Origin of the sequence: Nocardia shimofusensis NBRC 100134 (assembly GCF_001613125.1) — a bacterium.
GTDB classification, from domain to species: domain Bacteria; phylum Actinomycetota; class Actinomycetes; order Mycobacteriales; family Mycobacteriaceae; genus Nocardia; species Nocardia shimofusensis.
On record NZ_BDBT01000004.1, the window covers coordinates 55,382 to 81,723 of the forward strand.

21 protein-coding genes are annotated in these 26,342 nt (G+C 69.8%); 8 read left to right on the forward strand and 13 right to left on the reverse strand.

Going from position 1 to position 26,342, the window contains the following annotated elements:
* Positions 1 to 50: 50 nt before the first annotated feature.
* A complete protein-coding gene (locus NS3_RS05770; protein ID WP_084495082.1) occupies positions 51 to 1,685 on the forward strand; it encodes an MFS transporter in 1,635 nt (544 codons plus the stop codon).
* Between the two features lie 379 nt (positions 1,686 to 2,064).
* Here the strand turns inward: NS3_RS05770 and NS3_RS05775 are convergent, their stop codons facing one another.
* The gene (locus NS3_RS05775) at positions 2,065 to 2,487 is read right to left on the reverse strand and encodes a class I SAM-dependent methyltransferase (protein WP_067854775.1); all 423 of its coding nucleotides are present in this window, start codon (positions 2,485 to 2,487) and stop codon (positions 2,065 to 2,067) included.
* Positions 2,488 to 2,518: 31 nt separating this feature from the next.
* Positions 2,519 to 4,267: a glycoside hydrolase domain-containing protein gene (locus tag NS3_RS29925; RefSeq protein WP_245649477.1), complete on the reverse strand. Its 1,749-nt coding sequence runs from the start codon at positions 4,265 to 4,267 to the stop codon at positions 2,519 to 2,521.
* Positions 4,268 to 4,654: 387 nt separating this feature from the next.
* Between NS3_RS29925 and NS3_RS05790 the strand changes: the two genes are divergently transcribed.
* Positions 4,655 to 5,785 (forward strand): helix-turn-helix transcriptional regulator, encoded by a 1,131-nt coding sequence (locus NS3_RS05790; protein WP_067854778.1) that lies wholly within the window; start codon positions 4,655 to 4,657, stop codon positions 5,783 to 5,785.
* Positions 5,786 to 5,797: 12 nt separating this feature from the next.
* On the opposite strand, the gene NS3_RS05795 is transcribed toward NS3_RS05790, so the two are convergent.
* From NS3_RS05795 to tkt, 6 genes are all read right to left on the reverse strand, one after another.
* Positions 5,798 to 8,110, reverse strand: coding sequence for a thiamine pyrophosphate-dependent enzyme (locus tag NS3_RS05795; protein WP_067854781.1), 2,313 nt, complete (start codon positions 8,108 to 8,110; stop codon positions 5,798 to 5,800).
* 180 nt (positions 8,111 to 8,290) lie between these two features.
* The gene (gene pgl / locus NS3_RS05800) at positions 8,291 to 9,079 is read right to left on the reverse strand and encodes a 6-phosphogluconolactonase (protein WP_084495083.1); all 789 of its coding nucleotides are present in this window, start codon (positions 9,077 to 9,079) and stop codon (positions 8,291 to 8,293) included.
* Positions 9,072 to 9,980 (reverse strand): glucose-6-phosphate dehydrogenase assembly protein OpcA, encoded by a 909-nt coding sequence (gene opcA, locus NS3_RS05805; protein WP_084495116.1) that lies wholly within the window; start codon positions 9,978 to 9,980, stop codon positions 9,072 to 9,074. Before opcA ends, pgl begins: the two co-directional genes overlap by 8 nt.
* Positions 9,977 to 11,545 (reverse strand): glucose-6-phosphate dehydrogenase, encoded by a 1,569-nt coding sequence (zwf, locus tag NS3_RS05810; RefSeq protein WP_067854791.1) that lies wholly within the window; start codon positions 11,543 to 11,545, stop codon positions 9,977 to 9,979. The genes opcA and zwf overlap by 4 nt, the downstream gene beginning before the upstream one ends.
* Positions 11,546 to 11,547: 2 nt before the next feature.
* Positions 11,548 to 12,681 (reverse strand): transaldolase, encoded by a 1,134-nt coding sequence (gene tal / locus NS3_RS05815; protein ID WP_067854794.1) that lies wholly within the window; start codon positions 12,679 to 12,681, stop codon positions 11,548 to 11,550.
* A gap of 8 nt (positions 12,682 to 12,689) precedes the next feature.
* Positions 12,690 to 14,831 carry a transketolase gene (tkt, locus tag NS3_RS05820; protein ID WP_067854799.1) on the reverse strand — a complete coding sequence of 714 codons (2,142 nt, stop codon included), beginning with the start codon at positions 14,829 to 14,831 and terminating at the stop codon, positions 12,690 to 12,692.
* Between the two features lie 261 nt (positions 14,832 to 15,092).
* On the opposite strand from tkt, the gene NS3_RS05825 reads away from it, so the two are divergent.
* A complete protein-coding gene (locus NS3_RS05825) occupies positions 15,093 to 16,088 on the forward strand; it encodes a heme o synthase (RefSeq protein ID WP_067855349.1) in 996 nt (331 codons plus the stop codon).
* A gap of 88 nt (positions 16,089 to 16,176) precedes the next feature.
* Here NS3_RS05825 and NS3_RS05830 read toward each other — a convergent pair whose 3' ends face one another.
* A complete protein-coding gene (locus NS3_RS05830) occupies positions 16,177 to 17,142 on the reverse strand; it encodes a quinone oxidoreductase family protein (RefSeq protein WP_067854800.1) in 966 nt (321 codons plus the stop codon).
* 85 nt (positions 17,143 to 17,227) lie between these two features.
* On the opposite strand from NS3_RS05830, the gene NS3_RS05835 reads away from it, so the two are divergent.
* Entirely contained in the window at positions 17,228 to 17,578 is a 351-nt protein-coding gene (locus tag NS3_RS05835) for a hypothetical protein (RefSeq protein WP_067854801.1), read from the forward strand.
* Between the two features lie 203 nt (positions 17,579 to 17,781).
* Positions 17,782 to 18,225, forward strand: a complete 444-nt coding sequence (locus tag NS3_RS05840) for a hypothetical protein (RefSeq protein ID WP_067854802.1) — start codon at positions 17,782 to 17,784, stop codon at positions 18,223 to 18,225.
* On the opposite strand, the gene NS3_RS05845 is transcribed toward NS3_RS05840, so the two are convergent.
* From NS3_RS05845 to mptB, 4 genes are all read right to left on the reverse strand, one after another.
* Positions 18,204 to 19,181 (reverse strand): COX15/CtaA family protein, encoded by a 978-nt coding sequence (locus NS3_RS05845; protein WP_067854804.1) that lies wholly within the window; start codon positions 19,179 to 19,181, stop codon positions 18,204 to 18,206. The genes NS3_RS05840 and NS3_RS05845 overlap by 22 nt on opposite strands.
* A gap of 89 nt (positions 19,182 to 19,270) precedes the next feature.
* Positions 19,271 to 20,062: an ABC transporter permease gene (locus NS3_RS05850; protein WP_067854806.1), complete on the reverse strand. Its 792-nt coding sequence runs from the start codon at positions 20,060 to 20,062 to the stop codon at positions 19,271 to 19,273.
* Positions 20,059 to 20,991, reverse strand: coding sequence for an ABC transporter ATP-binding protein (locus NS3_RS05855; protein ID WP_067854808.1), 933 nt, complete (start codon positions 20,989 to 20,991; stop codon positions 20,059 to 20,061). The genes NS3_RS05850 and NS3_RS05855 overlap by 4 nt, the downstream gene beginning before the upstream one ends.
* On the reverse strand, positions 20,988 to 22,682 hold the full coding sequence (gene mptB, locus NS3_RS05860; protein ID WP_067854810.1) for a polyprenol phosphomannose-dependent alpha 1,6 mannosyltransferase MptB: 1,695 nt from the start codon (positions 22,680 to 22,682) through the stop codon (positions 20,988 to 20,990). The genes NS3_RS05855 and mptB overlap by 4 nt, the downstream gene beginning before the upstream one ends.
* Positions 22,683 to 22,813: 131 nt before the next feature.
* Between mptB and NS3_RS05865 the strand changes: the two genes are divergently transcribed.
* The 3 genes from NS3_RS05865 to sufD are packed head-to-tail and all read left to right on the forward strand — an operon-like array spanning position 22,814 to position 26,309.
* Positions 22,814 to 23,659 carry a helix-turn-helix transcriptional regulator gene (locus tag NS3_RS05865; RefSeq protein ID WP_084495117.1) on the forward strand — a complete coding sequence of 282 codons (846 nt, stop codon included), beginning with the start codon at positions 22,814 to 22,816 and terminating at the stop codon, positions 23,657 to 23,659.
* Complete coding sequence (gene sufB, locus NS3_RS05870) at positions 23,656 to 25,131, forward strand: Fe-S cluster assembly protein SufB (protein ID WP_067854824.1); 1,476 nt, start codon at positions 23,656 to 23,658, stop codon at positions 25,129 to 25,131. Before NS3_RS05865 ends, sufB begins: the two co-directional genes overlap by 4 nt.
* A complete protein-coding gene (gene sufD, locus NS3_RS05875; protein WP_067854826.1) occupies positions 25,131 to 26,309 on the forward strand; it encodes a Fe-S cluster assembly protein SufD in 1,179 nt (392 codons plus the stop codon). The genes sufB and sufD overlap by 1 nt, the downstream gene beginning before the upstream one ends.
* Positions 26,310 to 26,342 lie beyond the last annotated feature (33 nt).

A 26,342-nucleotide genomic window follows, 5' to 3' on the forward strand; every position in this document is an offset into this window, starting at 1 on the left:
ACTGCTGGTAGCGTAACGATACTCATAGTACTGTTTCTCGGGGAGGCGAAATGGATACCACCGCGGTTCGGTTGTCCGGCAGACAGTGGTGGCTGCTGACCGTCGCCTGTATGGGGGTGGCGCTGGTCGTCGCCGCGATGGCCGGTCTCTACACCGCCCTGCCCGAGATCGCCGCCGATACCGGCGCGACGCAGCAGCAGCTGACCTGGATCATCGACGGATACACGCTCATGCTGGCCTGCCTGGTGCTGCCGTGCGGCGCGCTCGGCGACCGCTACGGCCGCAGGCTGGTGCTCGTTCTGGGGCTGGTGGTGTTCTCGGTCGCCTCCGCGCTGCCGCTGGCGCTGGACTCGCCCACCTGGCTGATCATCGCCAGGGCGCTCGCGGGCGTCGGCGCGGCGCTGGTCATGCCCTCGACGTTGTCGCTGCTCACCGCCAACTTCCCCGAGTCCCGTCGTTCGGCTGCTATCGCGATCTGGGCCGGTGTCACCGGTGTGAGCGCGGTGGTCGGCTTCCTCGGCTCCGGTCTGCTGCTGGAGTTCTACTCCTGGCTCTCGATCTTCGCCGGTATGGCCGCGGCCGGCGCGGTGCTGGCGGTGGCAAGTTGCACGGTCATCGATTCCACCGACGACACCCGTCCGGCCATGGACCCGCTCGGCGCGGTGTGCTCGGCGGCCGCGGTGGGGCTGCTGGTGGTCGGCGCGATCGAGGGGCCGGTCCGGGGCTGGACCGACCCGCTCGTCCTGTTCGCGTTGGCGGGCGCCGTACTCGCCGGGCTCGGCTTCGTGTTCGTCGAACTGCGGGTGCGGCGTCCGTTGCTGGATGTGCGGTTGTTCGCGGTGCGCGGCTTCGGTAGCGGATCGGTGGCCGTGGGGATGCAGTTCCTGGCCGCGTTCGGCACCTTCCTGCTGATCATGCAGTTCATGCAGCTGTTCCTCGGCTACAGCGCGCTGAAATCGGCGGTGGCGCTGACGCCCATGGTCGTGCCGATGATCGCACTGGCGATGGTCGCCCCGTACCTGGCCGAGCGTTTCGGGCTGCGCCTGCCGACCCTGATCGGCGTCGGCATGATCGGCATCGCGCTGCTCGGCCTGTCCCGGCTCACGCCCGACAGCGGCTACACCGACCTGCTGTGGCCGCTGCTGGTGATGAGCAGCGGGCTCGGGTTGAGTTCGCCGCCCGCCACCGCGGCCATCATCGCCAACACCCCCGCCGCCAAACACGGTGTCGCCTCGGCGGTCAACGACGCCGCTCGCGAAGTGGGCGCTGCGGTCGGCATCGCCATCGCGGGCAGCGTGCTGGCCGCCGGCTACACCGACCGGATCGCCCCGATTCTGCCGCAGCTCCCCGAGCAGGCCCGCGAACCTGTCGGAGGATCGTTGGCCGCCGCCATGCAAGTGGCCGAGGAGGCCGGGCCGCAGGCCGATCCACTCGTCGACGCCGCCCAGTCCGCCTTCATGCACGGTGCGGGCAACGCCGCTCTCGCGCTCGGCGTCGTGACACTGACGGCCGCTGTCCTGCTCGGTGTCTGGGCGCCCGGCCGGAACGCTGTGACGGTCGGCATCCGGCCCGACGTAGTCGCGCCCGACAGCGAATCGCCCGCGGATGAGGCGAGTGCCGGTGAACGGGCAGCCGTGCGGCTGCGAACCGGGAACGACGACTCGGAGAAGGCCACGCTCGCTTGACGGGGCGGTCGGCCGGTCCGTCGCGGTGATGGTCGGTATCGGTGGGGCGGCTCCGGGCGAACCCGGAGCCGCCGCCGGCCCAACCAACCGATGCCCGCCTGATTTCTCGGACCCCGGCCTCGACGAGGATGCTGCCACAGCCGGACGGCGCAGGCATCCCGGCGCCCTCGCTGCTGCACTTGCGAGCGAACCATGCATCTGTCCGTACACGCGCCGAGCCCAGGACCTGTGACTACGGATGATGTGCCATCGCTATCGGATAACGAACAGGTTGCGAAGCGCCTGCCTCGTTGTCGAATCGTTATCCGCTCGGGTTTTCCGGCGGTCGCCGGGCCGCGGTGTGCCGGTCGATGTGTCGACCTGCAGAGACCGGTGGAGCTCAACGGCGGCGGATGCGGGCCGGCCATGCGGCGGTATCGATCAGCCCCTCGGTGGGCAGGTGGTAGCGCTCGGCCTCCCGCGCCACGAGATCGGTGACCCTGCCTCGATAGGTGGTGGTGCTCAGGTCCTCGAATTCCCAGCCGTCGACGAAGGAGTCGCGCAGGATCGACTCGCCGATGCGCGGGCCGAACCCCGGCTCGGCGTCGGAGAGCGCCAGGATGTGCACCCGCCCTCCGGGCGCGCACACCCGGTGCAGTCCGCGCACGTAGGCGGCCCTGGCCTCGGGCACGGTGCCGAAGACGTGGAACAACGCGCTGTCGACCACGGTGTCGAAGACACCGAGTCCTTCGGCGCCCGTGTCGGCGAGAGTGAGCACGTCTCCGGTGACCGTGTCATGGGTCCAGCCTGGACCCTCGACCACGGTTCAGGTCGATACGATGCCCGGCCCCGCGTCAGGGCGTGTCCGGCAGCGGCTCGTCGCCGCCGTCCACCCGGCGCAGCGCGATGGTCTGCTTCGGGACCCAGTAGATCCGGCCGTGCTCGAATTCCTGGTAGGCGCCCGCGTCGAAGGGGATCTCGTCGGATGCCGGCCAGCCGAGCGGCCCGTTCTCGAAGCCGCTGCGGTTCCAGCGTTCCCTGATCGCGCCGCGCAGGTGATACACCGGCCTTCCGGTGCGGTGGTAGAGCGCGCCGCGCTCGAAGCCCTGCACCTCACCCCATTCGGCGCCGCTCCCGTCGTAGAGCACCGTGTGATCGGTGATCGGGTAGCCCAGCGGCCCTGCCTCCCAGCCGGTTTCGGCGTACTTACCGAACAGCGATTCGGGAATCGCGTATGCGCCGGTGGACGGGTGCCAGTACACATGACCGTGCTCGTACCGGACGAAGCGGCCCACTCCGTCGGGGGTCGTCTGTTCACCCGGCGGTCCCAGCCGTCGGCCGAGCCACGGTGTCACCGCCGCCTTGGCATCGATCGCGCCCGGAACCTGCCCCGAACCCGTCCCGTCGGCGAACTCACGGACGTGCCGGGCGAAGACGTCCCAGGGGAAGTGGAAGCCCACGTCGGTGTGGGTGCCGATGCCGAGGCATTCGGTGACGTACTTGTGGTCGGAGATCCCGTCGCGCCTGGTGTAGGGCGGGGCGATGACATCGGTGGCGAAGCCGTACTTCTTCGCGTCCTGCACCGCCACCCACGCCGCGATCCGCAGATCGCCCTCGACGGCCAGCCACTGTTCGCGCGACCAGGCGGCGCGACTGCCCGCGAAGCAGAGGTTGATCGTGTGGCTGTTGGCGTCGAGCACCGACCACGAGGCGTAGTCGGTGTCCACCACGGCGCACAGGATCGCCTCGCGCAGCGTGTAGTGGTAGGAGACCCCGTTGGCCGGGTTGTTCAGGTAGCCGGCCAGCGATTCCGCCGTGCCGTTGCCCTCCTGGGTGTGCAGCAGGAAATTGGTGATGCGGGCGCCCCAGCGCTGCGAGCGGGAGTTGCCCATCCGATCGAGTTCGGTGAATACCGGAGGTGTCACGACGGGCGTCCGGCGATCGATGGACCACTGCCCGTAGTCGGCGGCGAGGATGTCGTCGATGTCGACCGAACTGCCGTCGATGAGCGGCCCCGGATTGCCCGGGGTGTCGATGACGCGTTGGTACAGAACGGCTTCGGGCGTGTCGAGCCGATTGTCCGACCATGCGCGGGTCTGCCAGGCCCAGCGTTTGCCCGCCGAGGTCGACCGGCCGACGACGTCGTCCTCGATGGCCCAGGCGCACACCCGTGACGAGCCGTAGACGCCGGTGCGCTCGCGTCCGATGGCCTCGTTCACGCCGCGGAAGAAGTGGACCGCCCCGGTGTTCCACTGGTGCAGGGAGATGTCCTCGTCCACCGCGAAGAAGATGGGACAGTGTTCGGGTCCGCCCGCTGCCTCGTGGATCTGCAGGGCCTGCAGCCCCATCCGGCGGCCGCCGTCGAAGCCGGTGGTCCAGTCCGAGGGCGAGCGGGCATCGCCCGGCTTGCCGAACTGCCAGATGGACACGACATCGAGCCCGGCGGCGCGCAGCCGGTCGGTGTACTCCCTGGTCACCGGTTTGGCGCCGAAGTTCGCGCCCGGTCTGCTGGGGGCCACGTAGACCAGTACGGCGCTGTGTCCGGCAGCCTTGATGGCGGCCGGATCTATCAGACGTGCGGCGAAATCGACTGCGGTCGGCATGGGGAACCTCCATCGGTCGGGCCTGCTGTCCCGGCCGGCTGCGGCAGGGGGGCGAGCAGATCGGGGCCCTCCGGGAGAACACCGTCGCCGGCGGATGTGCGTGCGATCGCTCCTCGAGTAGAACAGGACTCGGTACGCGAAGTCCTCATCCGAACCGATGAGGACGAAGGCTTCTCGTGGGCTGCCGAATGTGTGCCGGCGCATCGGCTTTCAACGTGAGCGGAACGGATCCGGCTGCGCCACCGACCGATCGCCCGCCGACCTCCCCCGAGATCCGAAGTCATAGGCAGGAGCTATAATTTCGGGCAGAGGCGCACTGGAGCGGCGCACCGTGGCGCGGGAGAGATCTTGGTCCTTCCGGGCCGGAGGAAGTCGAAGGTCATTCACATGACGATGACAGTCGAGAGGTTCTCCGAGATCGTGGCGCGAATCGAGCGCGCCGCGCTGTATCCCGCCGAGTGGTCGCGAGCGGTGGACGATGTCGTCGAGGCGCTGGGCGCCGATCGGGGCGGATTGGTCGTCACCGCAGCGAATTGCCGGACGATGACGGCATGTTCGGACGGAGCCGACGATCTGCGTCGTAGCTACAACGCCCGCTACTGGCGCATCGACCCGATCGCGACCGCGCTCGCCCGCGCACCGGCCGGCCTGATCACCACCTGCGAGGAACTGTTGGGGCCCGGTTATCTGCGCAGGCACCGGTTTTTCAGCGACTGGATGGCGCCGCACCGGCTGGGCGACGGCATGCTCACCGTGCTCGCCGACGGCGATCGGAGCGCTTGGCTCGGCGCCTATCCGTACCGCCATCGCGATCTCGATCGCGCGCATGCCACGGCGACGATGCGGCTGCTGCTTCCGCACCTGCGGCACGCACTCACAGTGCAGGCCCGGCTGGCCGAGGCGGATGCGGCGCACGGTGCCGTCGCGGCGGTGTTGGACCGCTACCGGCACGGTGTGGTCATCGTGACCGGCGGCGGGACGATCGGCTACGCGAATCCGGCGGCGGCGGCCATCTTCGCGGCCGGCGACGGCCTCGCGGTCGGTCGCCGCGGCCACCTCGAGTCGACCGACAGTGTCGCCGCCGCGGGACTGCGTGCGCTGATCACCGCCGCGACGCGCCCGGTCGGGCCCCGAGTCGGCGGTCGCCGCCTGGTACCTCGGCGCGGCGGTGAAGCCCCCTACGCCCTCTCGGTACTGCCGCTGGAACCCGCGTGCGTGCGCGACGGCGAGCGCGCGGCCCTCGTCGTCATCGTCGACCCGGAGCGGGAGGTCAGCGGCGGTTGCGAAGCACTGCGCCAGCTCTACGGCCTGACCGGCGCGGAGGCGCGGGTTGCCGCGGTGGCGCTGCGCGGCAAGGGGTTGCGCGCGATCGCCGAGGATCTGGCGGTGTCGGTGAACACCGCCCGCACGCATCTGCAGCACGTGTTCGACAAGTCCGGCACGCATCGCCAGGCCGAACTGGTGCGACTGCTCACCACGGTGCTCTCGGGAACCGGTCAGTTCGACCCGGTCGAGTAGGGCGCGCGGCGGTCATGCGCGGCCCAGCGCCCGCGCGGCATCCACGATCGTGTCCTCGTCGAGCAGAACCGTCGCCGCCGCCGGTCCGAGCGGGACGAAGCTGTCCTCGGAGGTGACCCGGGCGAGCGCGCCCCGGTGCCCGGCGTCGACGAGGGCGGTGCAGATCGCCTCGGAAACACCTCCGTTGCGACGTGTTTCGTCGGCGACGAGGACGCGGCCGGTCGCCGCGGCGTGATGTAGCAGATCGTCGACCGGCAGCGGGGCCAGCCAGCGCAGGTCCAGGATTCGGGCACGGATTCCGTCGTGGGCGAGTCGCGAGGCGGCACGCAGACTCATGGGCACGCCGTTGCCGAAGGTGACGATGGTCAGGTCGGTCCCTTCGCCGTAACAGCGGGCGCGGCCGATCTCGACGTGCTCGGGTGCGTTCGCGTGCGCGGCCCACGCGCCGTCGCCGGGGAACAGATCGCGGGTGTGATAGAGCGCGATCGGCTCGATCAGCACACACACCCTGCCGTCCACCCGTGCGGCCGACACACAGGTGCGCAGCAGACCGGCGGCGTCGTCGGCGCGGGCGGGTACCGCGAGCACCAGGCCGGGGATGTCGCGCAGGGCGGCGAGCGAATTGTCGTTGTGGAAGTGGCCGCCGAAGCCCTTCTGGTAGGCCAGTCCCGCGATGCGTACCACCATCGGGTTGCGGTAGCCGCCCGCGGAGAAGAACCCGAGAGTCGCCGCCTCCCCGCGTAATTGATCGGCGGCATTGTGCAGGTAGGCGAGGTACTGGATCTCCGGTATCGGCACGAATCCCGCCGGGCCCGCGCCCAGCGCTGTACCGAGGACGCTCTGCTCGTCGAGGATCGTGTCGAAGACCCGGCGCGGGCCGAACCGCGCCCGCAGCCCTTTGGTCACCCCGTACACGCCGCCCTTGCGGCCCACGTCCTCACCGAAGACGAGCACATCGCGGTCGCGTTCCATCAGAGACGCGAGCGTCGAATTGATCGCCTGTGCGAGGGTGACCGGGGGGTCGTCGTGCCCGCCGTGACTGTCGGCCATGCCGGCGCCGGCGGTGCGGCCGAGGCTGCCTGCGCTGCTACTCGGGGTGCTCGGCCGGTCCGAACTCAGGGGACCGTCGGAGAGGCCCGCCGGGTGGCCGCCGTGACCGGAACGACTCGGCGTGCCCGGCATGGTCGTGCTCCCGCGCAGGACGTCGGTGCGAACGGCGTCGGGGCGGGCAGCAGCGAGTGGTGCGATCACAGCCGAGGCGGAATCGAGTTTCGGTTCGGCGCATACGGATTCGGCAGTGCGAGTGACGCGGGCGGCGATCGTGTCGTAGCGGTCGAGCAGGGCGTGGGGATCGGCGGCGCCGGTGTCGGCGAGCAGGCGGGCGGTGGCGAGGAGCGGGTCGCGGCGCAGATCGGCGGCGATGTCGGCGGGACGGCGGTAGGCGGATTCCAGGTCCGAGCCGGCGTGGCCCAGCAAGCGAACGGTGCGCAGGTGCAGGAAGACCGGGGCGCGGTGGGCACGGACGTGGTCGACGGCGGCGGTGCAGGCGGCCAGGGCGGCGCGGAGGTCGCAGGCGTCGGCGGTGAGGTAGTGCAGGCCGGGACGGGAACCGTAGGCGTGCTGGATCCAGCCCGGGGGAGTGGGGACGCTGATGCCGAGGCCGTTGTCCTCGCAGACGAACAGGATCGGCATGGGTACGCCCTGGTAGGCGGTGTGCACGGCGGCATTGATCGCGCCGACGGCGGTGGAGTGGTTGGCGGAGGCGTCGCCGAAGGTGCACAGCACGACGGCGTCGGCGGGCCAGGGAATGTCGACTCCGGCGCGGTGGGCGCGGTCGAGGGCGAAGGCCGCGCCGACCGCGCGAGGTAGGTGTGAGGCGATGGTGGAGGTCTGCGGAATGACGTGGGCGGCCGCACTGCCGAACACTTTGTGTCTGCCGCCGGAGATCGGGTCGGCGGCGGCCGCGACGACGCCGAGCAGCACGTCGCGGATGGGGTCGGCGACTCCGGCCCGGCGGGCGCGGTGAGTGAAGAACGCACCGGATCGGTAGTGCAGCAATGCCGGATCGGTCGGTCGGGTCGCGGCGGCCAGCGCCACATTGCCCTCGTGGCCCGAGGAGCCGATGCTGTAGAAGCCGCGACGCGCCGCACCGAGCCTGCGGGCGGTCAGGTCGAGGTGCCTGCTGGCCACCTGCGCCTCGAACAGCTCCCACAGCTCACCCGCGGTGTATCCCGGCGGGAACGCCGCAGGTGCGGGCGTGAGCGCGGCGACGGCGGACCGGAACGCCTCGTCCAGCGCCGCCCCGGCCGAATCAGGGCTGCTCATCGGCCACACCTCCCGGATCGTCTGATACCCGAAGGGACCGGCGGCCGAACCGGTCTCGCTGTCGAGCCCGAACAGTGCCCGTCCTGGATCGCGCGAGCGACGAGTACTCCGGCAGTGCGACGGGGTCGGTTCCGCTCGGCGAGATCCCGGCCGCGAACATGCCGTCGCCGTGCGCCGGGATCAGCGCACCGCGGTCGCGGCCTCCTCGTCCAACAACCAGGTGGTGGATTCGGCGCCGCGCGCGCCCGCGGCCGGGATGTCGACCGGGTCCGCGCCGTTCAGCGCCGCCGCGACCGCCTCGGCCTTGGCCGCACCGCCGACCACCAGCACCACATGGCGAGCCTTGCGCACCGCGGGCAGCGTCAGCGTCACCCGCACCGCGGGCGGCTTGGGGGAATCGGTCACCGCGACGACGAGTTCGTGCTCTTCGCGCACCGCGTCGGTATGGGGGAACAGCGAGTTCACGTGACCCTCGCCGCCCATGCCCAGCAGGTGCAGATCGAAGGCCCCGTGCTCTGCGAGGTGGGCGTGCACCGCCGCCGAGTACTCCGCGGCGGCCTCGACCGGATCGGGATACTCGCCGTCGCTGGGCGCCACCGCGTGCACCCGGTGCGGATCGACGGGCACGTGATCGAGCAAAGCCTCGCGGGCTTGCCGCGCGTTGCGCTCCGGGTCGCCCGCGGGCACGAAACGCTCGTCACCCCAGAAGATTTCCAGCTTCGACCAGTCGATCTCGCCGGGCTCTCTGCGCACCTGCTCGAGCAAGCCGATGCCGGTGCCGCCGCCGGTCAGCACCACCGAGGCGGAGCCCCGTGCGGCCTGAGCGGCGACCACCACTTCCACGAAGCGGCGGGCCGCGGCGTTCACCAGCGCTTCGGTGCCGGGGTGCACCTGCACGGTGTCCGCGGGGAAACCTGCCGCGACGCGACGTTTCTGGTCGGCGTAACGGCCGGCGGGTGTCTCACTCATAGATCACCTTCTCCATTCCGGCGAGCGCCTCTCGATAGATCTCGTCCGCGTCGAGGCGGCGCAGATCCTCGGCGAGGCAGTCACGAGTTTCCCTGCGGGCCAGAGCGATCCGCTGATCGGGGTCGCCGGAGCGGGTCAGTGTGGCGGTACGCCCGGTCTGCGGGCGGGTGATGCCGATGGAGACGCTGGGGCGGTGCAGCCGCACCTCCAGCGCTCCGGTCCGCCGCCGGACGGGGCAGTCCAGGCGCGAGGCCAGCCAACCGGCCAGCATGTCCAGCGCCGGCTCCTCGCGCAGACCGGAGATGGTCACCGATTCGACCGGCTCGTAGGGCGGTTCGTCCAGCGACGCGGCCAGCAGCGCCCGCCAGTACGTGATCCGGCTCCAGGCCAGATCGGTGTCGCCGGGCGCGTAGGAGGCGCGCCTGCCGCGAATGCTGGCCTGCGGATCGGGGGAATAGGTGGCGTCGGTGATGCGGCGGATGGCCAGCCTGCCCACCGAATCCCGGGACGGGAACTCCGGCGCGCCGCGCGGCCACCACGCCACCACCGGGGTGTCGGGCAACAGGAACGGCACCACCACGCTGCTCTCGTGGCTGACCAGTTCGCCGGTCAGTCGCAGCACGATCACCTCGGCCGCGCCCGCGTCGCCGCCGACCCGGATCTGGGCGTCGAGCTTGGTCGCCGCGTCGCGGTCGCCGCGCGCGAGAACCACGACGCGACAGGGGTGTTCGCGGCTGGCGTCGTTGGCGGCGTCGATGGCGTCCTCGGCCTCGGAACTGTCCAGCGTGCACACCACCAGGGTGAGCACCCGGCCCATGGTGATGACGCCGTTGCTCTCCCGCAACTGCACCAGCCGCTTGGTGACCGCGCCGGTCGTGGTGTCGGGCATGTCGATGATCATGGACGCCGCCATTCCCGCCCGGTGCGCGCGAGCATCTCGTCGGCCGAGGCCGGACCCCAGGTGCCCGCCTCGTACGGCTCGGGCGCGCCGTCGGCGGCCCAGCGTTCGAGCACCGGATCCAGGATGCTCCAGGACAATTCGACCTCCGCGTTCACCGGGAACAGCGAAGGCACCCCGAGCAGCACGTCGAGGATCAGGCGTTCGTAGGCCTCGGGGGATGATTCGGTGAACGCCTCGCCGTAACTGAAATCCATATTGACGTCACGCACCTCCATGCTCGAGCCCGGCACCTTGGAGCCGAATCGCATGGTGATGCCCTCGTCCGGCTGCACCCGGATGACCAGTGCGTTCTGCCCCAGTTCCTCGGTCATGGTCTGGTCGAAGGGCAGATGCGGCGCGCGCTTGAACACCACCGCGATCTCGGTGACCCGGCGGCCCAGGCGTTTTCCGGTGCGCAGGTAGAACGGCACGCCCGCCCAGCGCCTGGTGTCGACCTCGAGGGTGATCGCGGCGTAGGTCTCGGTGGTCGAGTTCGGGTCGAAACCCTCCTCGTCGAGCAGGCCGATCACCTGCTCGCCGCCCTGCCAGCCCGCCGCGTACTGACCGCGCGCGGTCGTCTCGTCGAGCGGTTCCACCAGTTTGGTGGCGCTGAGCACCTTGATCTTCTCGGCCTGCAACTGCTTCGGCTCGAAGCTGATCGGCTCTTCCATCGCCGTCAGCGCCAGCAGTTGCAGCAGATGGTTCTGGATGACATCGCGCGCCGCGCCGATGCCGTCGTAGTAGCCCGCGCGCCCGCCGAGGCCGATGTCCTCGGCCATGGTGATCTGCACGTGGTCGACGTAGTTGGCGTTCCAGATCGGGTCGAACAACTGGTTGGCGAAGCGCAGCGCCAGGATGTTCTGCACCGTCTCCTTGCCGAGATAGTGGTCGATCCGGAACACGGTCTCCTCCGGGAACACCCGGTTGACCAGCGTGTTGAGCTCGACCGCGCTGTCGAGATCGTGGCCGAAGGGTTTCTCGATCACCACCCGGCGCCAGGGCTCGCGTCCGGTGGCATCGCGGCCGATCGGTCCCGCCAGCTGGTGCTCGGAGAGCTGATCGAGCACCAGCGGGAACATGTCCGGCGGAATCGACAGATAGAAGGCGTGATTGCCGCCGGTGCCGCGTTCCTTGTCCAGTTGCGCGAGCGTCTGGGCGAGGTTGGCGAAGGCGGCGTCGTCGTCGAACGAGCCCTGCACGAACCGGATCCCCTCCGAGAGGTGGTCCCAGACCTCCTGCCGGAAGGGGGTGCGGGCGTTCGCCTTGACGGCCTCGAGTACCACCTGCGCGAAGTCCTCGTCCGCGTAGTCGCGTCGCGCGAAACCGACCAGGGCGAAACCGGGGGGAAGCAACCCCCGGTTCGCCAGGTCGTAGATGGCGGGCATCAGTTTCCGGCGCGAGAGGTCACCCGTGACGCCGAAGATCACCAGGCCGCACGGGCCCGCGATCCGCGGCACCCGCTTGTCCCGTTCGTCACGCAGCGGATTGCGCCAGGCCTTGGCCCGCGCGGAAGCCGACCCCGCCACGCTCAGCTCTCGGTACCGGCCGCGCGCAGCTCCTGCGCGGTGGCGGACAGCAGTTCCTCCCAGGACTTCTCGAACTTCTCCACGCCTTCGCGCTCGAGCAGCGCGAACACGTCGTCGATGTCGATGCCGACCGCGCGCAACCGCTCGAACACCTCGGCGGCCTCGGCGGCGGTGCCGCTGACGGTGTCGCCGCGGATCTCGCCGTGATCGGCCACCGCTTCGAGGGTCTTCTCCGGCAAGGTGTTGACCGTGTTCGGCGCGACCAGCTCGGTGACGTAGAGGGTGTCCGAGTAATCCGGGTTCTTCACGCCGGTCGAGGCCCACAGCGGGCGCTGGCGCAATCCACCCGAGGACGCCAGGTGCTGGTAGGTGGAGGTGTGCGCGCCGCCGTCGAACACATCCTGGTACTCGGCGTAGGCGAGCCGGGCGTTGGCCACGCCCGCCTTGCCGCGCAGCGCCAGCGCCTCGTCGGTGCCGATCGCCTCGAGCCGCTTGTCGATCTCGGAATCCACTCGGGAGACGAAGAACGAGGCGACCGAGTGGATCTTGCCCAGGTCGTGTCCGGCGGTACGGGCCTTGCGCAGGCCGTCGAGGTAGGCGCCCATCACCGAGCGGTAGCGCCGCACCGAGAAGATCAGCGTGACGTTGACGCTGATGCCCTCCGCGATCACCGAGGTGATGGCGGGCAGGCCCTCCTCGGTGGCCGGGATCTTGATGAACAGGTTGGGCCGGTCGACGGTCTTCCACAGATCGATCGCCTGCGCGACGGTCTTGTCCGCGTCGAAGGCGAAGCGCGGGTCGACCTCGATGGAGACCCGCCCGTCCTTGCCGCCGGTCGCCTGGAAGACCCCGGCGAGCACGTCACAGGCCTCACGGACGTCGTCGGTGGTGATGGTGCGGATGGCCGCGTCGGCGTCCGCGCCCGCGGCGGCCAGTTCCCTCAGCTGCTCGTCGTAGGCGTGACCCTGGCTGAGCGCGCCCTGGAAGATCGTCGGGTTGGTGGTCACGCCGACCACGCCGCGGGTCTCGATCAGCTCGGCGAGATTGCCCGTCCGGATGCGATCGCGCGATAGATCGTCCAGCCAGACCGATACTCCGGCCGCGGCCAGGGCCGCGATGTTCTCGTTCTGTGCCATAGCGCTTGCTATCCCTTCACGTTCTCCAGCGTGCGCTGCGCGGCGGCAACGACGGCTTCCTCGGTCAGGCCGAACTCGCGGAACAGGGTCTGGTAGTCGGCCGAGGCGCCGAAGTGCTCGATCGAGACGATCTCACCCGCGTCACCGGCGAACCGGTGCCACGGCATCGCGATACCGGCTTCGACCACGACACGGGCGCGGACCGCGGGCGGCAGCACCTCGTCGCGGTAGGCCTTGTCCTGCGCGTCGAACCATTCCACGCACGGCATCGAGACCACGCGGGTACCGATGCCCTGCGCCTCCAGCGTAGTGCGCGCGGCCACGGCCATCTGCAGCTCCGAACCGGTGGCGATCAGGATCAGCTGCGGGGTGCCGGTCGAGGCCTCGGCCAGCACGTAACCGCCCTTGGCCACGCCCTCGTAGCTGGTGCCTTCCAGGATCGGCAGATCCTGGCGGGTCAGCGCCAGCGCCGACGGGCCGTCCTGGTGCGGCGGCTCGGAAACCGAGAAGTGCGAGGTGTGCTCGGCCGAGTCGCGCTCGAGGATGGTGCGCCAGGCGTAGGTGGTCTCGTTGGCGTCGCCGGGGCGCACCACGTTCAGACCGGGGATGGCGCGCAGCGCGGCCAGGTGCTCGATCGGCTGGTGCGTCGGGCCGTCCTCGCCCAGACCGATGGAATCGTGGGTCCAGACGTAGATCGCGGGCACCCGCATCAGCGCGGCCAGACGCACGGCCGGGCGCATGTAGTCGCTGAACACCAGGAAGGTGCCGCCGTACGGGCGGGTCGGGCCGTGCAGGGCGATGCCGTTGAGGATCGCGCCCATCGCGTGCTCGCGCACACCGAAGTGCAGGGTGCGGCCGAACGGCTCGGCCTTCCACATGCCGGTGGAGATGGCCTCGGGGCCGAAGCTCGGCTGGCCGGGCATGGTCGTGTTGTTGGACTCGGCCAGGTCGGCCGAGCCGCCCCACAGCTCGGGCAGCAGCGGCGCCAGCGCGGCCAGCACCTTGCCGGAGGCCTTGCGGGTGGCCATGCCCTTCGGGTCGGGATCGTGCACCGGCAGCGCGTCGGCCCAGCCCGCGGGCAGCTTGCGCTCGGCGAGCCGGTCGAACAGCGCCTTGTTCTCCGGGTTGGCCGCGGCCCACGCGTCGAACCGCTCCTGCCAGGCCTTGTGCGCCGCAGCGCCGCGCTCGATCGCCTTGCGGGTGTGCGCGATGACCGCCTCGTCGACCTCGAAGCTCTGCTCGGGGTCGAAGCCGAGCACCTTCTTGGTGGCGGCGACCTCGTCGGCGCCCAGCGCGGCGCCGTGCGAGGAACCGGTGTTCATCTTGTTCGGGGCCGGGTAGCCGATGATGGTGCGCAGCACGATGATCGACGGCTTGTCGGTGACGGCCTTGGCCGCATCCACCGCCGCCTCGATCGCGGCGACGTCCTCGCCGCCCATGACGGTCTGCACGTGCCAGCCGTAGGCCTCGTAGCGCGCGGCCACGTCCTCGGTGAAGGCGATGGTGGTGTCGTCCTCGATGGAGATCTTGTTGTCGTCGTAGAAGACGATCAGATTGCCCAGCTGCTGGGTGCCCGCCAGCGAGGACGCCTCGGCGGTCACGCCCTCCTGCAGGTCGCCGTCGGAGGCGATCACGTAGATGTGGTGGTCGAACGGGCTGGCGCCCGGCGCGGCGTGCGGATCGAACAGGCCGCGCTCGCGGCGCGCGCCCATCGCCATGCCGACCGCGGAGGCCAGGCCCTGGCCGAGCGGGCCGGTGGTGATCTCCACGCCGTCGGTGTGCCGGAACTCCGGGTGGCCCGGGGTCAGCGAGCCCCACTTGCGCAGGTTCTTCAGGTCGTCGAGCTCGAGACCGAAGCCGGCCAGGTACAGCTGGATGTACTGGGTGAGGCTGGAGTGACCGCAGGAGAGGACGAACCGGTCGCGGCCCACCCAGCTCGGATCGCTCGGGTCGTGGCGCAGCACCCGCTGGTAGAGGGTGTAGGCCAGCGGCGCGAGGCTCATCGCGGTGCCGGGGTGACCGTTACCCGCCTGCTGCACGGCGTCGGCGGCGAGGACGCGGACCGTGTCGACGGCCTTGGTGTCGAGGTCGGTCCAGTCGTCCGGGTGGTTCGGCTGAGTGAGGGCGCGGATGTCGTCTGTCACTGACACGACCGGGATTCTCCTGACATGTGGTCTCGGCACGGCGGGAAAAGGCGAATTACCACCACACCCTAACTGGTGGCGGCCTGTCCGAACGGGGCGGAGGCAGGGCTCGAGGCGGCCCGGACCCCGGCAGGGTCTACCATCCTCTGTAGTAGTAGCCGCGCCACACGGGTTGTGCGTCCGTGAACAGCGAGATACGAGCGGGCTGCTTGTTCATTGCCGGATGGAATGCAGCCGGATGGGATGCACAGCGTGCGAGGAGTGACAGTGCGGATCGGTCAACAGCCCGGTGGTGGCGGCGATGGTGCGCACGGCTCGTCCGCGACGGTGCTCGCCGACCGATTCACCGGCGACGGTCTCGGACCACGGGCGATCCGCCGGGTACTGGCCTACATCGCGCTGACCAAGCCGCGCGTCATCGAACTGCTGTTGGTCGCCACCATCCCGACGATGCTGCTCGCCGATCGCGGCGAGGTCGACATCCGGCTCATCCTGGTCACCCTGTTCGGCGGCTGGATGGGCGCGGCGAGCGCCAACACCCTCAACTGCGTGGCCGACGCCGACATCGACAAGGTCATGAAGCGCACCGCCAAGCGGCCGCTGGCCAGGGAAGCGGTGCCGACGCGCAACGCCTTCGTCTTCGGCCTGGTGCTCGGAGTCGCTTCCTTCGCGTGGCTGTGGTGGCAGGCGAACCTGCTCAGCGGCGCGTTGGTGGTCGTGACGATCCTGTTCTACGTCTTCGTCTACACCCTCGGCCTCAAGCGTCGTACCTCGCAGAACGTGGTGTGGGGCGGCGCGGCCGGGTGCATGCCCGCCCTCGTCGGCTGGTCGGCGGTCACCGGGACCATCGGCTGGCCCGCGGTCGCGCTGTTCGCGGTCATCTTCTTCTGGACGCCGCCGCACACCTGGGCACTGGCGATGCGCTACAAAGAGGACTACCGCGCGGCGGGCGTGCCGATGCTGCCGGTGGTGGCCTCCGAGCAGACGGTCACCAAGCAGATCGTGATCTACACCTGGGCCACCGTGCTCGCCACGCTCGTCCTGGTCCCCGCGACCGGCGTGATCTACACCGCGGTCGCCGTGGTGGCGGGCGCGTGGTTCCTGCTGATGGCTCACCAGCTGTACTCCGGTGTGCGCCGTGGCGAGTCGGTCAAGCCGTTGCGGCTGTTCCTGCAGTCGAACAACTACCTGGCCGTGGTGTTCTGCGGCTTGGCGGTCGACTCGGTGCTCGGCTGGGACACCATCGGCAGCCTCTTCTCCTGAGCCTGCCTCCTTCCGAACTCGACGGCCTCCCCGGCCCTGCGCTCGGGGAGGCCGTTCGCTGTCGGTGGGGTGCTCGCAGGGCTTCCGATCAGGGAATCAGCACGATGGATCCGGTGGTCTTGCGGCCTTCGAGGTCGCGGTGCGCGCGCTCGGCCTCGGCGAGGGGATAGGTCGCGCCGATGCGGATGTGCAGCGTGCCGTCGGCGATCGCGTCGAAGATCGCGCCTGCCCGCCACAGCAGTTCCGCGCGGTCGCGGGTGAAGTGCACCAGGCTCGGGCGGGTGAGGTACAGCGAGCCGCCCGCGTTGAGCCGCTGCGGATCCACCGGCGGCACCGGGCCGCTGGCCGCGCCGAACAGGGCGAGCGTGCCGCGAACCCGCAGCGAGTCCAGGCTGGCGTCGAAGGTGTCCTTACCGACGCCGTCGTACACCGCGGCCACCCCGACGCCCTGGGTCAGCTCGCGTACCCGCTCGGCCAGGTTCGGGCCGTAGCGCAGCACCTCCGCGGCCCCCGCGTCCCGCGAGAGCGTCTCCTTCTCGTCGGAGGAGACCGTGGTGATGACACGAACGCCGCGCGCGACCGCGAGCTGGGTGAGGAGGAGGCCGACCCCGCCGGCTCCGGCGTGTACCAGCACCGTCTCGCCCGGCTCCGGCTTGTAGACCGACTCGATCAGATAATGCGCCGTCATGCCTTGCAGCAGGGCCGAAGCCGCCACCGGCGCGGCGACGCCCTCGGGCACCGGAACGGCCACCGCCGCGGGCACCGCCACCTTCTCCGCGTAGCTGCCCGGTCCGGCCGACCAGGCGATCCGATCACCCACGGCGAGATCACGCACCTGTGAACCCACGGCGGTCACCACGCCGGTGGCCTCGGAGCCGGGTACATAGGGAACGTCCTGGGCGTAGATGCCGGTGCGGATGTAGGTGTCGATGAAGTTGATGCCGATCGCCTGTGTGTCGACCAGCACCTGATCCGGGCCGATCGCGGGTTCTGGCAGTTCGGTGGCGACGAGGACTTCGGGTCCGCCGTGTTCGGAAACCTGAATGGCGCGCATGGGTCCAGTTCTACTCCGGCGCGGACGCGGCGAACCGGACAGGTCGGCCGCCGGATGTGTCCTACCGATCGGTAAACTCCACCGCATGAGCGTTGATACCGCCCCTGCCCGCGTAGAAGTGCCCGGCTCCGTGGTGAAATCGGTCAAGGGCTTCGTCGCCGATCACGGTGGATCGGCCACGGCCGTGCTGCAGTACATCGGCCGAGCCGGCGTCCGGGTCACTCTCGTCGGCGCCGATGGCGTGCTCGGCGACCGGGTCGTCGCCGACGAGGCCACCGCCCACAAGCTCGTCGAGATCGTCGACGGCCTGACTCTCGGCGAGGGCTGGGACCGTGAGCTGACCTCGGTCGTGACGCCCCGGTCGGGACACTGGTCGCGGATGGCGGGCTGGGTGGCCAAGCAGAAGCGCTTCCCCAAGGCGCGCAACGAGAAATAACCCACCACGAGACCACCCACCACGAGACAGCCCACCGCGAGCGAGATAGCCACTGTTTCGCCTGTTCGCGGTGAGTCTTGCACGGCGAGTGTCGCATTCCTTGTCGGTCCGCCGCCCCTCGGGTTAGCGTGCTGCCTACGCGGCTGTACGGAGAAAACCGGTCGGCACGCGTCGAGATGATCGAGCGCGGGATGGCACGGCGAGTGAGCAGTGAATCGGTGGTGGCGGGCACGATCTGCGACCGATGCGGGGGCGTCATGCGCTGTGCGGTGCGTGAGGCCATCATCGAGGGGCGATTGCGCTCGGAGATCGAGAGCCGGTGCGCGACCTGCGGGAACGGTTGGGCCACCTGCTCGGACGGCCCCGACGACTACGTACGCTCGGCGCTGCTGGCCGCGCACGGCCCCAGCAGGTTACGGGTGGCGGGCGGTCCCTTCGACGACGACGCTCTCCTGCTCGGCCTGCTGCGCCGCTACGACGGCGGCGGGCTGTTCGAGGTGAAATCGAAGGTCACGGAGGTGCGCACGGTCGGCTGTATCGGCACCTCGGTGGAGATGGAACTGCTGGCCCGCGTGCTGCGCGCCGCGGGCTATTCGGTGGTGGTGGACGGTCCGTCGCCGGGCGGTCAGACCGGCGACACCGCCTGATCGCCCGCGACCGGCGCGTCCACCCGTTGGCGGGTGCGCAGCGAGGCCCACAGTGCGGCGGTGGCGGCGGTGCACGCGGCCGCGCCGCCGACGTGCATGATGACCAGCACTTCGGGCACATCGGTGAAGTACTGGACGACGCCGATGAGCGCTTGCGCGCAGACCAGGCCGAGCACCACGAACAGCCGGGTGCGGATCGCGCGGGTGATGCCGACCGCGAACAGGCCGAAGCTCAGGCCGATCAACAGCGCCAGATAGCCGACGAGCAGCTGGGAATGCAAGTGGACGAGGGTGACGATCTCTACCTCGAGCCGTTCCACGGGCTTGTCGATGCTCTTGTCGCCCGCGTGCGGCCCGGCCCCGGTCACGAAGGTGCCGGAGATCAACACCGCCGACAGCGCGACACCGCTGAGCGCGGTGAGCAGGCGCAGGGGGGCGGGCACGTGGGCCACCGGGTCGGCATCGTCGGGTTCGCCGATCTCGGCGTAGAGCACGACCGCCAGCCAGACCATCACCATCGAAGCCAGCAGGTGCACCGCGACGGTCCACCACAGCAGACCGCTGAGCACGGTGATGCCGCCGATGATCGCCTGCACGACGGTGCCGCCCGGCATCAGCCACGCGTACACCAGCACCGAGCGCCTGCGGCGAGCCCTGGTCACCGCGAGCACCACCAGCGCGGCGAAGAGGGTGACCAGGAAGGTCAGCAAACGGTTGCCGAACTCCACGGCTTGGTGGATGACGGCGACCTCGCCGACTCCGATCGGGGTGAACGACCCGGGGAAGCACTGCGGCCAGGTCGGGCAGCCCAGCCCGGAGGCGGTGACGCGCACAACCGCGCCGGTCACCGAGATTCCGGCCTGGCTGAGGATCACCGCGAGGGCGATCAGCCGTTGCGCTCGCAGCGAGGGCAACGGGAGCTTGTCGACGAGTCCCAGGAAGGCGCGATACAGCACTCGACGATGGTAGCCACCGGCGCGCACACGCTCGCACCCGGTCTACTACATCGCGTCGTTACGAAGGTGTGGCACGCACGCGGCCGGCGTCATTCGAAGCGGAACCAGCGCGCGGCCAGTGCGCCGGAGACCAGCCCCCAGACCAGCAGCACCGTGACGCCGAACAGATCCACCGCGCCGGCCAGCGCCTGCTCGAGCGTCTCGGCGAGCGCGCCCGAGGGCACCAGCCGCACCAGGATGTTCACCGCGGCGGGCAGGTCGTCGGCGGCGAAGACGATGCTGGCGATGCCGAGCATCACGAACCACAGGATATTGGCCAGGGCCAGCACGATTTCGGCCTTGAGGGTGCCGCCGAGCAGCAGTCCCATCGCCACGAACATCGCGGTGCCGAGCGCGATGATCACCGCGCCCAGCGCGAGTCCGCCGAGTTCGGGCCGCCAGCCCAAGGCGACCCCGATCAGACCCAGCAGGACCGCTTGCAGCACGACGACGATGAGCACCGCCGCGCATTTGCCCGCGATGATCCCCCAGCGCGGCAAGGCCGTGGCGCCGAGCCTTTTCAGCGCGCCGTAGCGGCGGTCGAAGCCGACGGCGATGGCCTGCCCGGTGAACGCGGTCGACATCACCGCGACCATCATCACCGCGGGCACGATCGTGTCGATCCTGGTGTCGGCCACCTCGCCGAAGGGCAGCAGCGCCATCCCGACCAGCAGGGTGATCGGGATGAGCATGGTCAGCAGCAGTTGCTCGCCGTTGCGCAGCAACAGCTTCAGTTCCAGGCGGGTCTGCGCGGTGAGCATGGCGGCGCGGGTGCTCGGCTGGGGATCGGGCGCGAAGGTGCCCGCGGCGAAGCGATTCGGGGTCGGCTCGTGCTGGGTCATCCGCGCAGGTCCCGTCCGGTCAGTTCCAGGAAGACGTCCTCGAGGCGGCGCTGGTCGATCCTGATGTCGGTGGCCAGGACGTTCATCCGGGCGCACCAGGAGGTCACCGTCGCGAGCACCTGCGGGTCGATCTCACCTTCGAGCAGATAGCAGCCCGGCGTGGTCTCACGCGGGGTGAAGCCTTCGGGCAGCGCGCTGCGCAACAGATCCAGATCCAGCTTGGGCGGCGCGGTGAAGCGCAGTTGCCCGGCGGCGCCGTGCGCGGTCACCTCGGCAGGCGTGCCGGAGGCGACGATGCGGCCGTGGTCGATGATGACCAGCTGATCGGCGAGTTGCTCGGCCTCGTCCATCATGTGCGTGGTCAGCACCACGCTGACCCCGTCGCGCCGGAGCGCGTCGATGAGTTCCCAGACGATCAGCCGCGCCTGGGCGTCCAGGCCCGCGGTGGGCTCGTCGAGGAAGACGATCTCCGGGCGGCCGACCAGCGCGCAAGCCAGGGCCAGGCGCTGCTGTTGACCGCCGGACAGCCGCCGGTAGGGGGTCTTGCGGTTGTCGCGCAGACCGAGCACACCAAGCAGCCAGTCCGGGTCGAGCGGGTTCGCGGAATAGGAGGCGACCAGATCGAGCATCTCCCCGGCCCGCGAGCCCGGATAGGCGCCGCCGCCCTGCAACATCACGCCTATTCGCGGCCGCAACCGCTCGGAATCGGCGATCGGATCCAGGCCGAGTACGCGCACCCGGCCCGCGTCGGGGCGCACGAAACCCTCGCACATCTCCACGGTGGTCGTCTTGCCCGCGCCGTTGGGGCCGAGCAACGCCAGCACCTGGGCCTGCTGGACCTCGAAACCGATCCCGTCGACGGCGGTCGTGTCGCCGTAACGCTTGACGACGTCCTCGACGCACACGGCGGGTCCGGTGGCTGCGTTCACGATGAGACACCGTAAGCCGTGCTCGGCTGTGACCGAGCCGACACCCCCGTGGGCGCTCGCCATGGCAGGGAATTGCGCGTGAGCACGATGAACAGCACGCACACCACCACGGTGGCGATCGCCGCGCCCACGATCTGGAACACCTCGAGATCGGCTCCGCGCGGCATCTGCAACACGCTGACCACCGCGGACAGCGCCACCGCGGGCAGGCGGAACACCGGCCGGGTGGCCCAGGCCGCCAGCGGCACGATGGCCCACAGCAGGTACCAGGGCTGCACCACCGGGAACAGCAGCACGATCGCGCCGAGCGAGACGCCGAGCGCGCCGACCGGGTGCAGGCGCCCGGTCCAGGTCGCCACCAGCATCCGCACCGTGATGAACGCCGCGACTGTGGCCGCGATCGGCCGGGTGATGCTCAGCAGGGCGGTTGTGTGGTCGCCGAGTCCGAGCAGGACGCCGCCGAATCCGGTGATCACGCCGATCGCGGTCGGCAACGACATCCAGCTGCGCACCGCGCTGGCCGTGTTGAGCGTGTGGACCCAACCGAAGCCCAGCCCGCTGACCGCGCTGACGAACAAGGTCGCCCCCAGCGCGATCGCCCCCAGCAGCGCCGCCGAGGTGAGCAGCGCGCGCAGACCTCCGCCCCAGCGTCTGGCCAGGGCCATACCGACGAATCCCATCGCGATGATCGAGGTGATCTTGATCGATGAGGAGAGCGCGATGGTCAGCGCGCCGCCGATCAACCACGCATAGGCACGCCCGTCGAAGGTGGCGCAATCCTCGATTCCGCGCAGCGCGAACTCGAGGCCGGCCAGCATCAGCCCGATCATCAACGCGTCGTTGTGCACGCCGCCGACCAGATGGAACAGCACCAGTGGATTGGCCGCGCCCAGCCACAGCGCGGCGACCGGGGCGACCCCGCAGCGCACCGACAGCCGCGGCAGCGCCCAGACGATCAGCGCCACGCCCGCCAGCGCCAGCACCCGATGCACCCACACGCCGAGGATGATGTTGTCGCCGGTCAGCTCGGCGATGCCGCGGCCCATCCACAGGAACAGCGGCCCGTACGGAGCCGGGGTGTCGCGCCAGATCGTGGGCACGTTGTTGGTCAGGACGTTGTCGATGCCCAGTCCCGCGACCGGGCCCTCCTTGTACGGGTCGATGCCGCGCGCCGCGATCTCGCTCTGCGCCAGGTACGAGTAGACGTCGTTGCTGAACAGCGGCGGGGCGACGCTGAGTGGGATGATCCACAGCAGCAGCGTGCGATCCATCTGCGAACGGGTCAGCCGATGCCGGGGCGTGCCGCCGAAATTTCCGATGGCGAAGCGACCGAGCAGCAGCCAGGCCAGCACCACGGCGACCGCGCCGATCATGCACATCGCCAGCGAGCCGGTGTGCGCACGGGCGAAGATCCCCAGCACCCGCATACCGGAGGTGGGATTCTGCTGCACCGGCTGCGCGCCGATGCCCAGGGCGCTGATCGCCATCAGGACGGTGCCTGTCGCGCCGAGCAGCCGGATCCGGTCGAGCTGGACGACCTCCTTGCGGTCGAGCTCGGGGACCTCGGATTCGTCGCGGTGCAGCACCGCGATGGTGTGATCGGCGGCGGGCGCATCGAGTCCGAGGGCCCGGCGCCCGAGAGTCCGAATCCTGCGCTGCGTGCTGCGCCGCGCGCCCTCCAGTACCGCCACCCGAGGGAGCCTAGTGCGCGGCCCGGGCGGGCCACGACTGTGGCGAAGGTCGCAGCCCGTCCAGGGCTCTTCTCAGGGCACCCTTATTAGATTTCGGGAAGGAATTCCGCCACACTGATGTTGTGAAAACCGTGGGTTTGCGGAATGACGACGCCGGAGCCGGTCGCGCGACGACCGGCGCCGAGTTGTCGGCTGCGCCTGTGGTGTCCTCAGCTGCGCCTGTGACTTCCCCGCCTGCGCCTGAGGGGCACACCCGCGCCGCCATCGTCCAGCTTCTGCTGGAGGAGGGGCCGATCACCGCGACCGCCATCGGCAACCGGCTCGGCCTCGCGCCCGCAGGCGTGCGCAGGCACTTGGACGCGCTCATCGAGTCCGGCCAGGCCAGGGCGGGGACGTCCGCGCCGTGGCAGCACAAGGGACGGCGGGGCCGCCCGGCCAAGCAATACCAGCTGACCGCCGCGGGACGCGGTCAGCTCGGTCACGCCTACGACGACCTCGCCGGCGCGGCGATCCGCCAGCTCGGCGAGATCGGCGGCGAGCAGGCCATCACCGATTTCGCGCGCAAACGGGCCCGCACGATCGTGGCGGGCATCGCCCCGGTGGACGAGCACACCCCGGAGCGGACCGAGGCGAAAGCAGAGGAACTCGCCGAGGCCTTCACCGGCTCCGGTTTCGCCGCCACCACCCGCAAGGTGGGCGCGGGCGTGCAGATCTGCCAGCATCACTGCCCGGTCGCGCATGTGGCCGAGGAGTTCCCGCAACTGTGCGATGCCGAGCTGGAGATCCTGCGCGAAGTCCTCGGTACCCACGTACAGCGGCTGGCGACGATCGCCAACGGCGACTGCGCCTGCACCACCCACGTACCGCTGCTTCCGGTGGCGGCCACGACATCCGCACCACCGAAGCAAGTTGCACCCTCAACCGCCGCACAGCCCGCGGCGGCAGCACCGATCGACTCCGGAAGGAGTGCCGAATGACGACGACCGCAGCGGCAGGCAGTAATTCCGTCGCCACCGAGGCCGGGACCATCTCCGCCGAGCCCATGACCCAGGAAGAGACCATCGCCTCGCTGGGCAATTACGGCTATGGCTGGTCGGATTCCGACGTGGCCGGCGCGAGTGCGACTCGCGGCCTGTCCGAGGCTGTCGTGCGCGACATCTCGGCGAAGAAGAGCGAACCGGAATGGATGCTCGAGCAGCGGCTCAAGGCGCTGCGCATCTTCGATCGCAAGCCCATGCCGAACTGGGGCTCCAACCTCGACGGCATCGACTTCGACAACATCAAGTACTTCGTGCGCTCGACCGAGAAGCAGGCCACGTCCTGGGAAGAGCTGCCCGAGGACATCAAGAACACCTACGACAAGCTGGGCATCCCCGAGGCGGAGAAGCAGCGTCTGGTCTCCGGTGTGGCCGCGCAGTACGAGTCCGAGGTCGTCTACCACCAGATCCGCGAGGACCTCGAGCAGCAGGGCGTGATCTTCCTCGACACCGACACCGCGCTCAAGGAGCACCCGGAGATCTTCCGGCAGTACTTCGGCACCGTCATCCCGGCGGGCGACAACAAGTTCTCCGCGCTGAACACCTCGGTGTGGTCGGGCGGCTCGTTCATCTACGTGCCGCCGGGCGTGCACGTCGACATCCCGTTGCAGGCCTACTTCCGGATCAACACCGAGAACATGGGCCAGTTCGAGCGCACCCTGATCATCGTCGACGAGGACGCCTATGTGCACTACGTCGAGGGTTGTACCGCGCCGATCTACAAGTCCGACTCGCTGCATTCGGCGGTCGTGGAGATCATCGTGAAGAAGGGCGGGCGCTGCCGCTACACCACGATCCAGAACTGGTCGAACAACGTCTACAACCTGGTCACCAAGCGGGCCAAGGCCGAGGCGGGCGCGACCATGGAATGGATCGACGGCAATATCGGCTCCAAGGTCACCATGAAGTACCCGGCCGTGTGGATGACCGGTGAGCACGCCAAGGGCGAGGTGCTCTCGATCGCCTTCGCCGGCGAGGGCCAGCACCAGGACACCGGCGCGAAGATGCTGCACCTGGCGCCGCACACCTCCTCGACCATCGTGTCGAAGTCGGTGGCGCGCGGTGGCGGCCGGGCCTCCTACCGCGGCCTGGTCCAGGTCAACAAGGGCGCCTACGGCTCCAGGTCGACGGTGAAGTGCGACGCGCTGCTGGTGGACACCATCAGCCGTTCCGACACCTACCCCTACGTAGACATCCGCGAGGACGACGTGACGATGGGCCACGAGGCCACCGTCTCCAAGGTGTCCGACGATCAGTTGTTCTACCTGATGAGCCGCGGCCTCACCGAGGACGAGGCGATGGCGATGGTGGTGCGCGGGTTCGTCGAGCCGATCGCCAAGGAACTCCCGATGGAGTACGCGCTCGAGCTCAACCGCCTGATCGAACTGCAGATGGAAGGAGCGGTCGGCTGATGGCTGCCGAGAACGTTGCCGTGGCGGCCGAGGCTCGTACTCCCGCGATCAACAAGGGCGAGGTGTTCACCTCGTTCGACGTCGATGCCTTCGAGGTGCCCTCGGGGCGTGACGAGGCGTGGCGGTTCACCCCGATCCGTCGCCTGCGCGGCCTCCACGACGGCACCGCCGTGCGCGACGGGCAGATCACCGTCGAGGTGACTCCCGCCGACGGCGTGACCACCGAGACCGTCGACCGCGCCGACGAGCGCCTCGGCGCGGCAGGCGTGCCCGCCGATCGCGTGGCGGCACAGGCGTACTCCGGTTTCGAGTCGGCGACCATCGTGTCGGTCGGCAAGGAGATCGAACTGGGTCAGCCGGTCACCGTCACCGTCACCGGCCCGGGTGAGGGCAGGACAGCATACGGCCACCTGCAGATCCGGCTCGGCGACTTCGCCGTCGCCACCGTGGTCGTCGACTACCGCGGCAGCGGAACCTACGCGGAGAACGTGGAATTCGTACTCGGCGACAGCGCCCGGCTCCACGTCGTCGCGATCCAGGACTGGGCCGACGACGCGGTGCACGCCACCGCCCATCACGCGCGACTGGGCCGTGACGCCACCCTGCGTCACGCCGCGGTCACCCTGGGCGGCGACCTGGTGCGCCTGACCGGCACCGTGAAGTACGCCGGCCCCGGCGGCGACGCCGAACTGATCGGCCTGTACTTCGCCGACGCGGGCCAGCACTTCGAACAGCGCCTGCTCGTCGACCACTCGGTGCCGCACTGCAAGTCCAACGTGCTGTACAAAGGTGCGCTGCAGGGTGATCCGGACTCGCCGAAGGGCGATGCCCGCACCGTCTGGGTCGGCGATGTGCTGATCCGCGCGGCCGCCGAGGGCACCGACACCTTCGAGCTGAACCGCAACCTGGTGCTCACCGACGGCGCCCGCGCCGACTCGGTGCCCAACCTCGAGATCGAGACCGGCGAGATCATCGGCGCCGGACACGCCTCGGCGACCGGCCGGTTCGACGACGAGCAGCTGTTCTACCTGCGCGCCCGCGGCATCTCCGAAGAGGCGGCTCGCCGCCTGGTGGTGCGCGGCTTCTTCCACGAGATCATCCAGAAGATCACGGTGCCCGAGGTCAGGGAGCGGCTCGAGGCGGCCATCGAGGCCGAGCTCGCCGCGATCGGCGTCTGACACCCACGAAACTTCTCTTCCCGCAAAGGAACT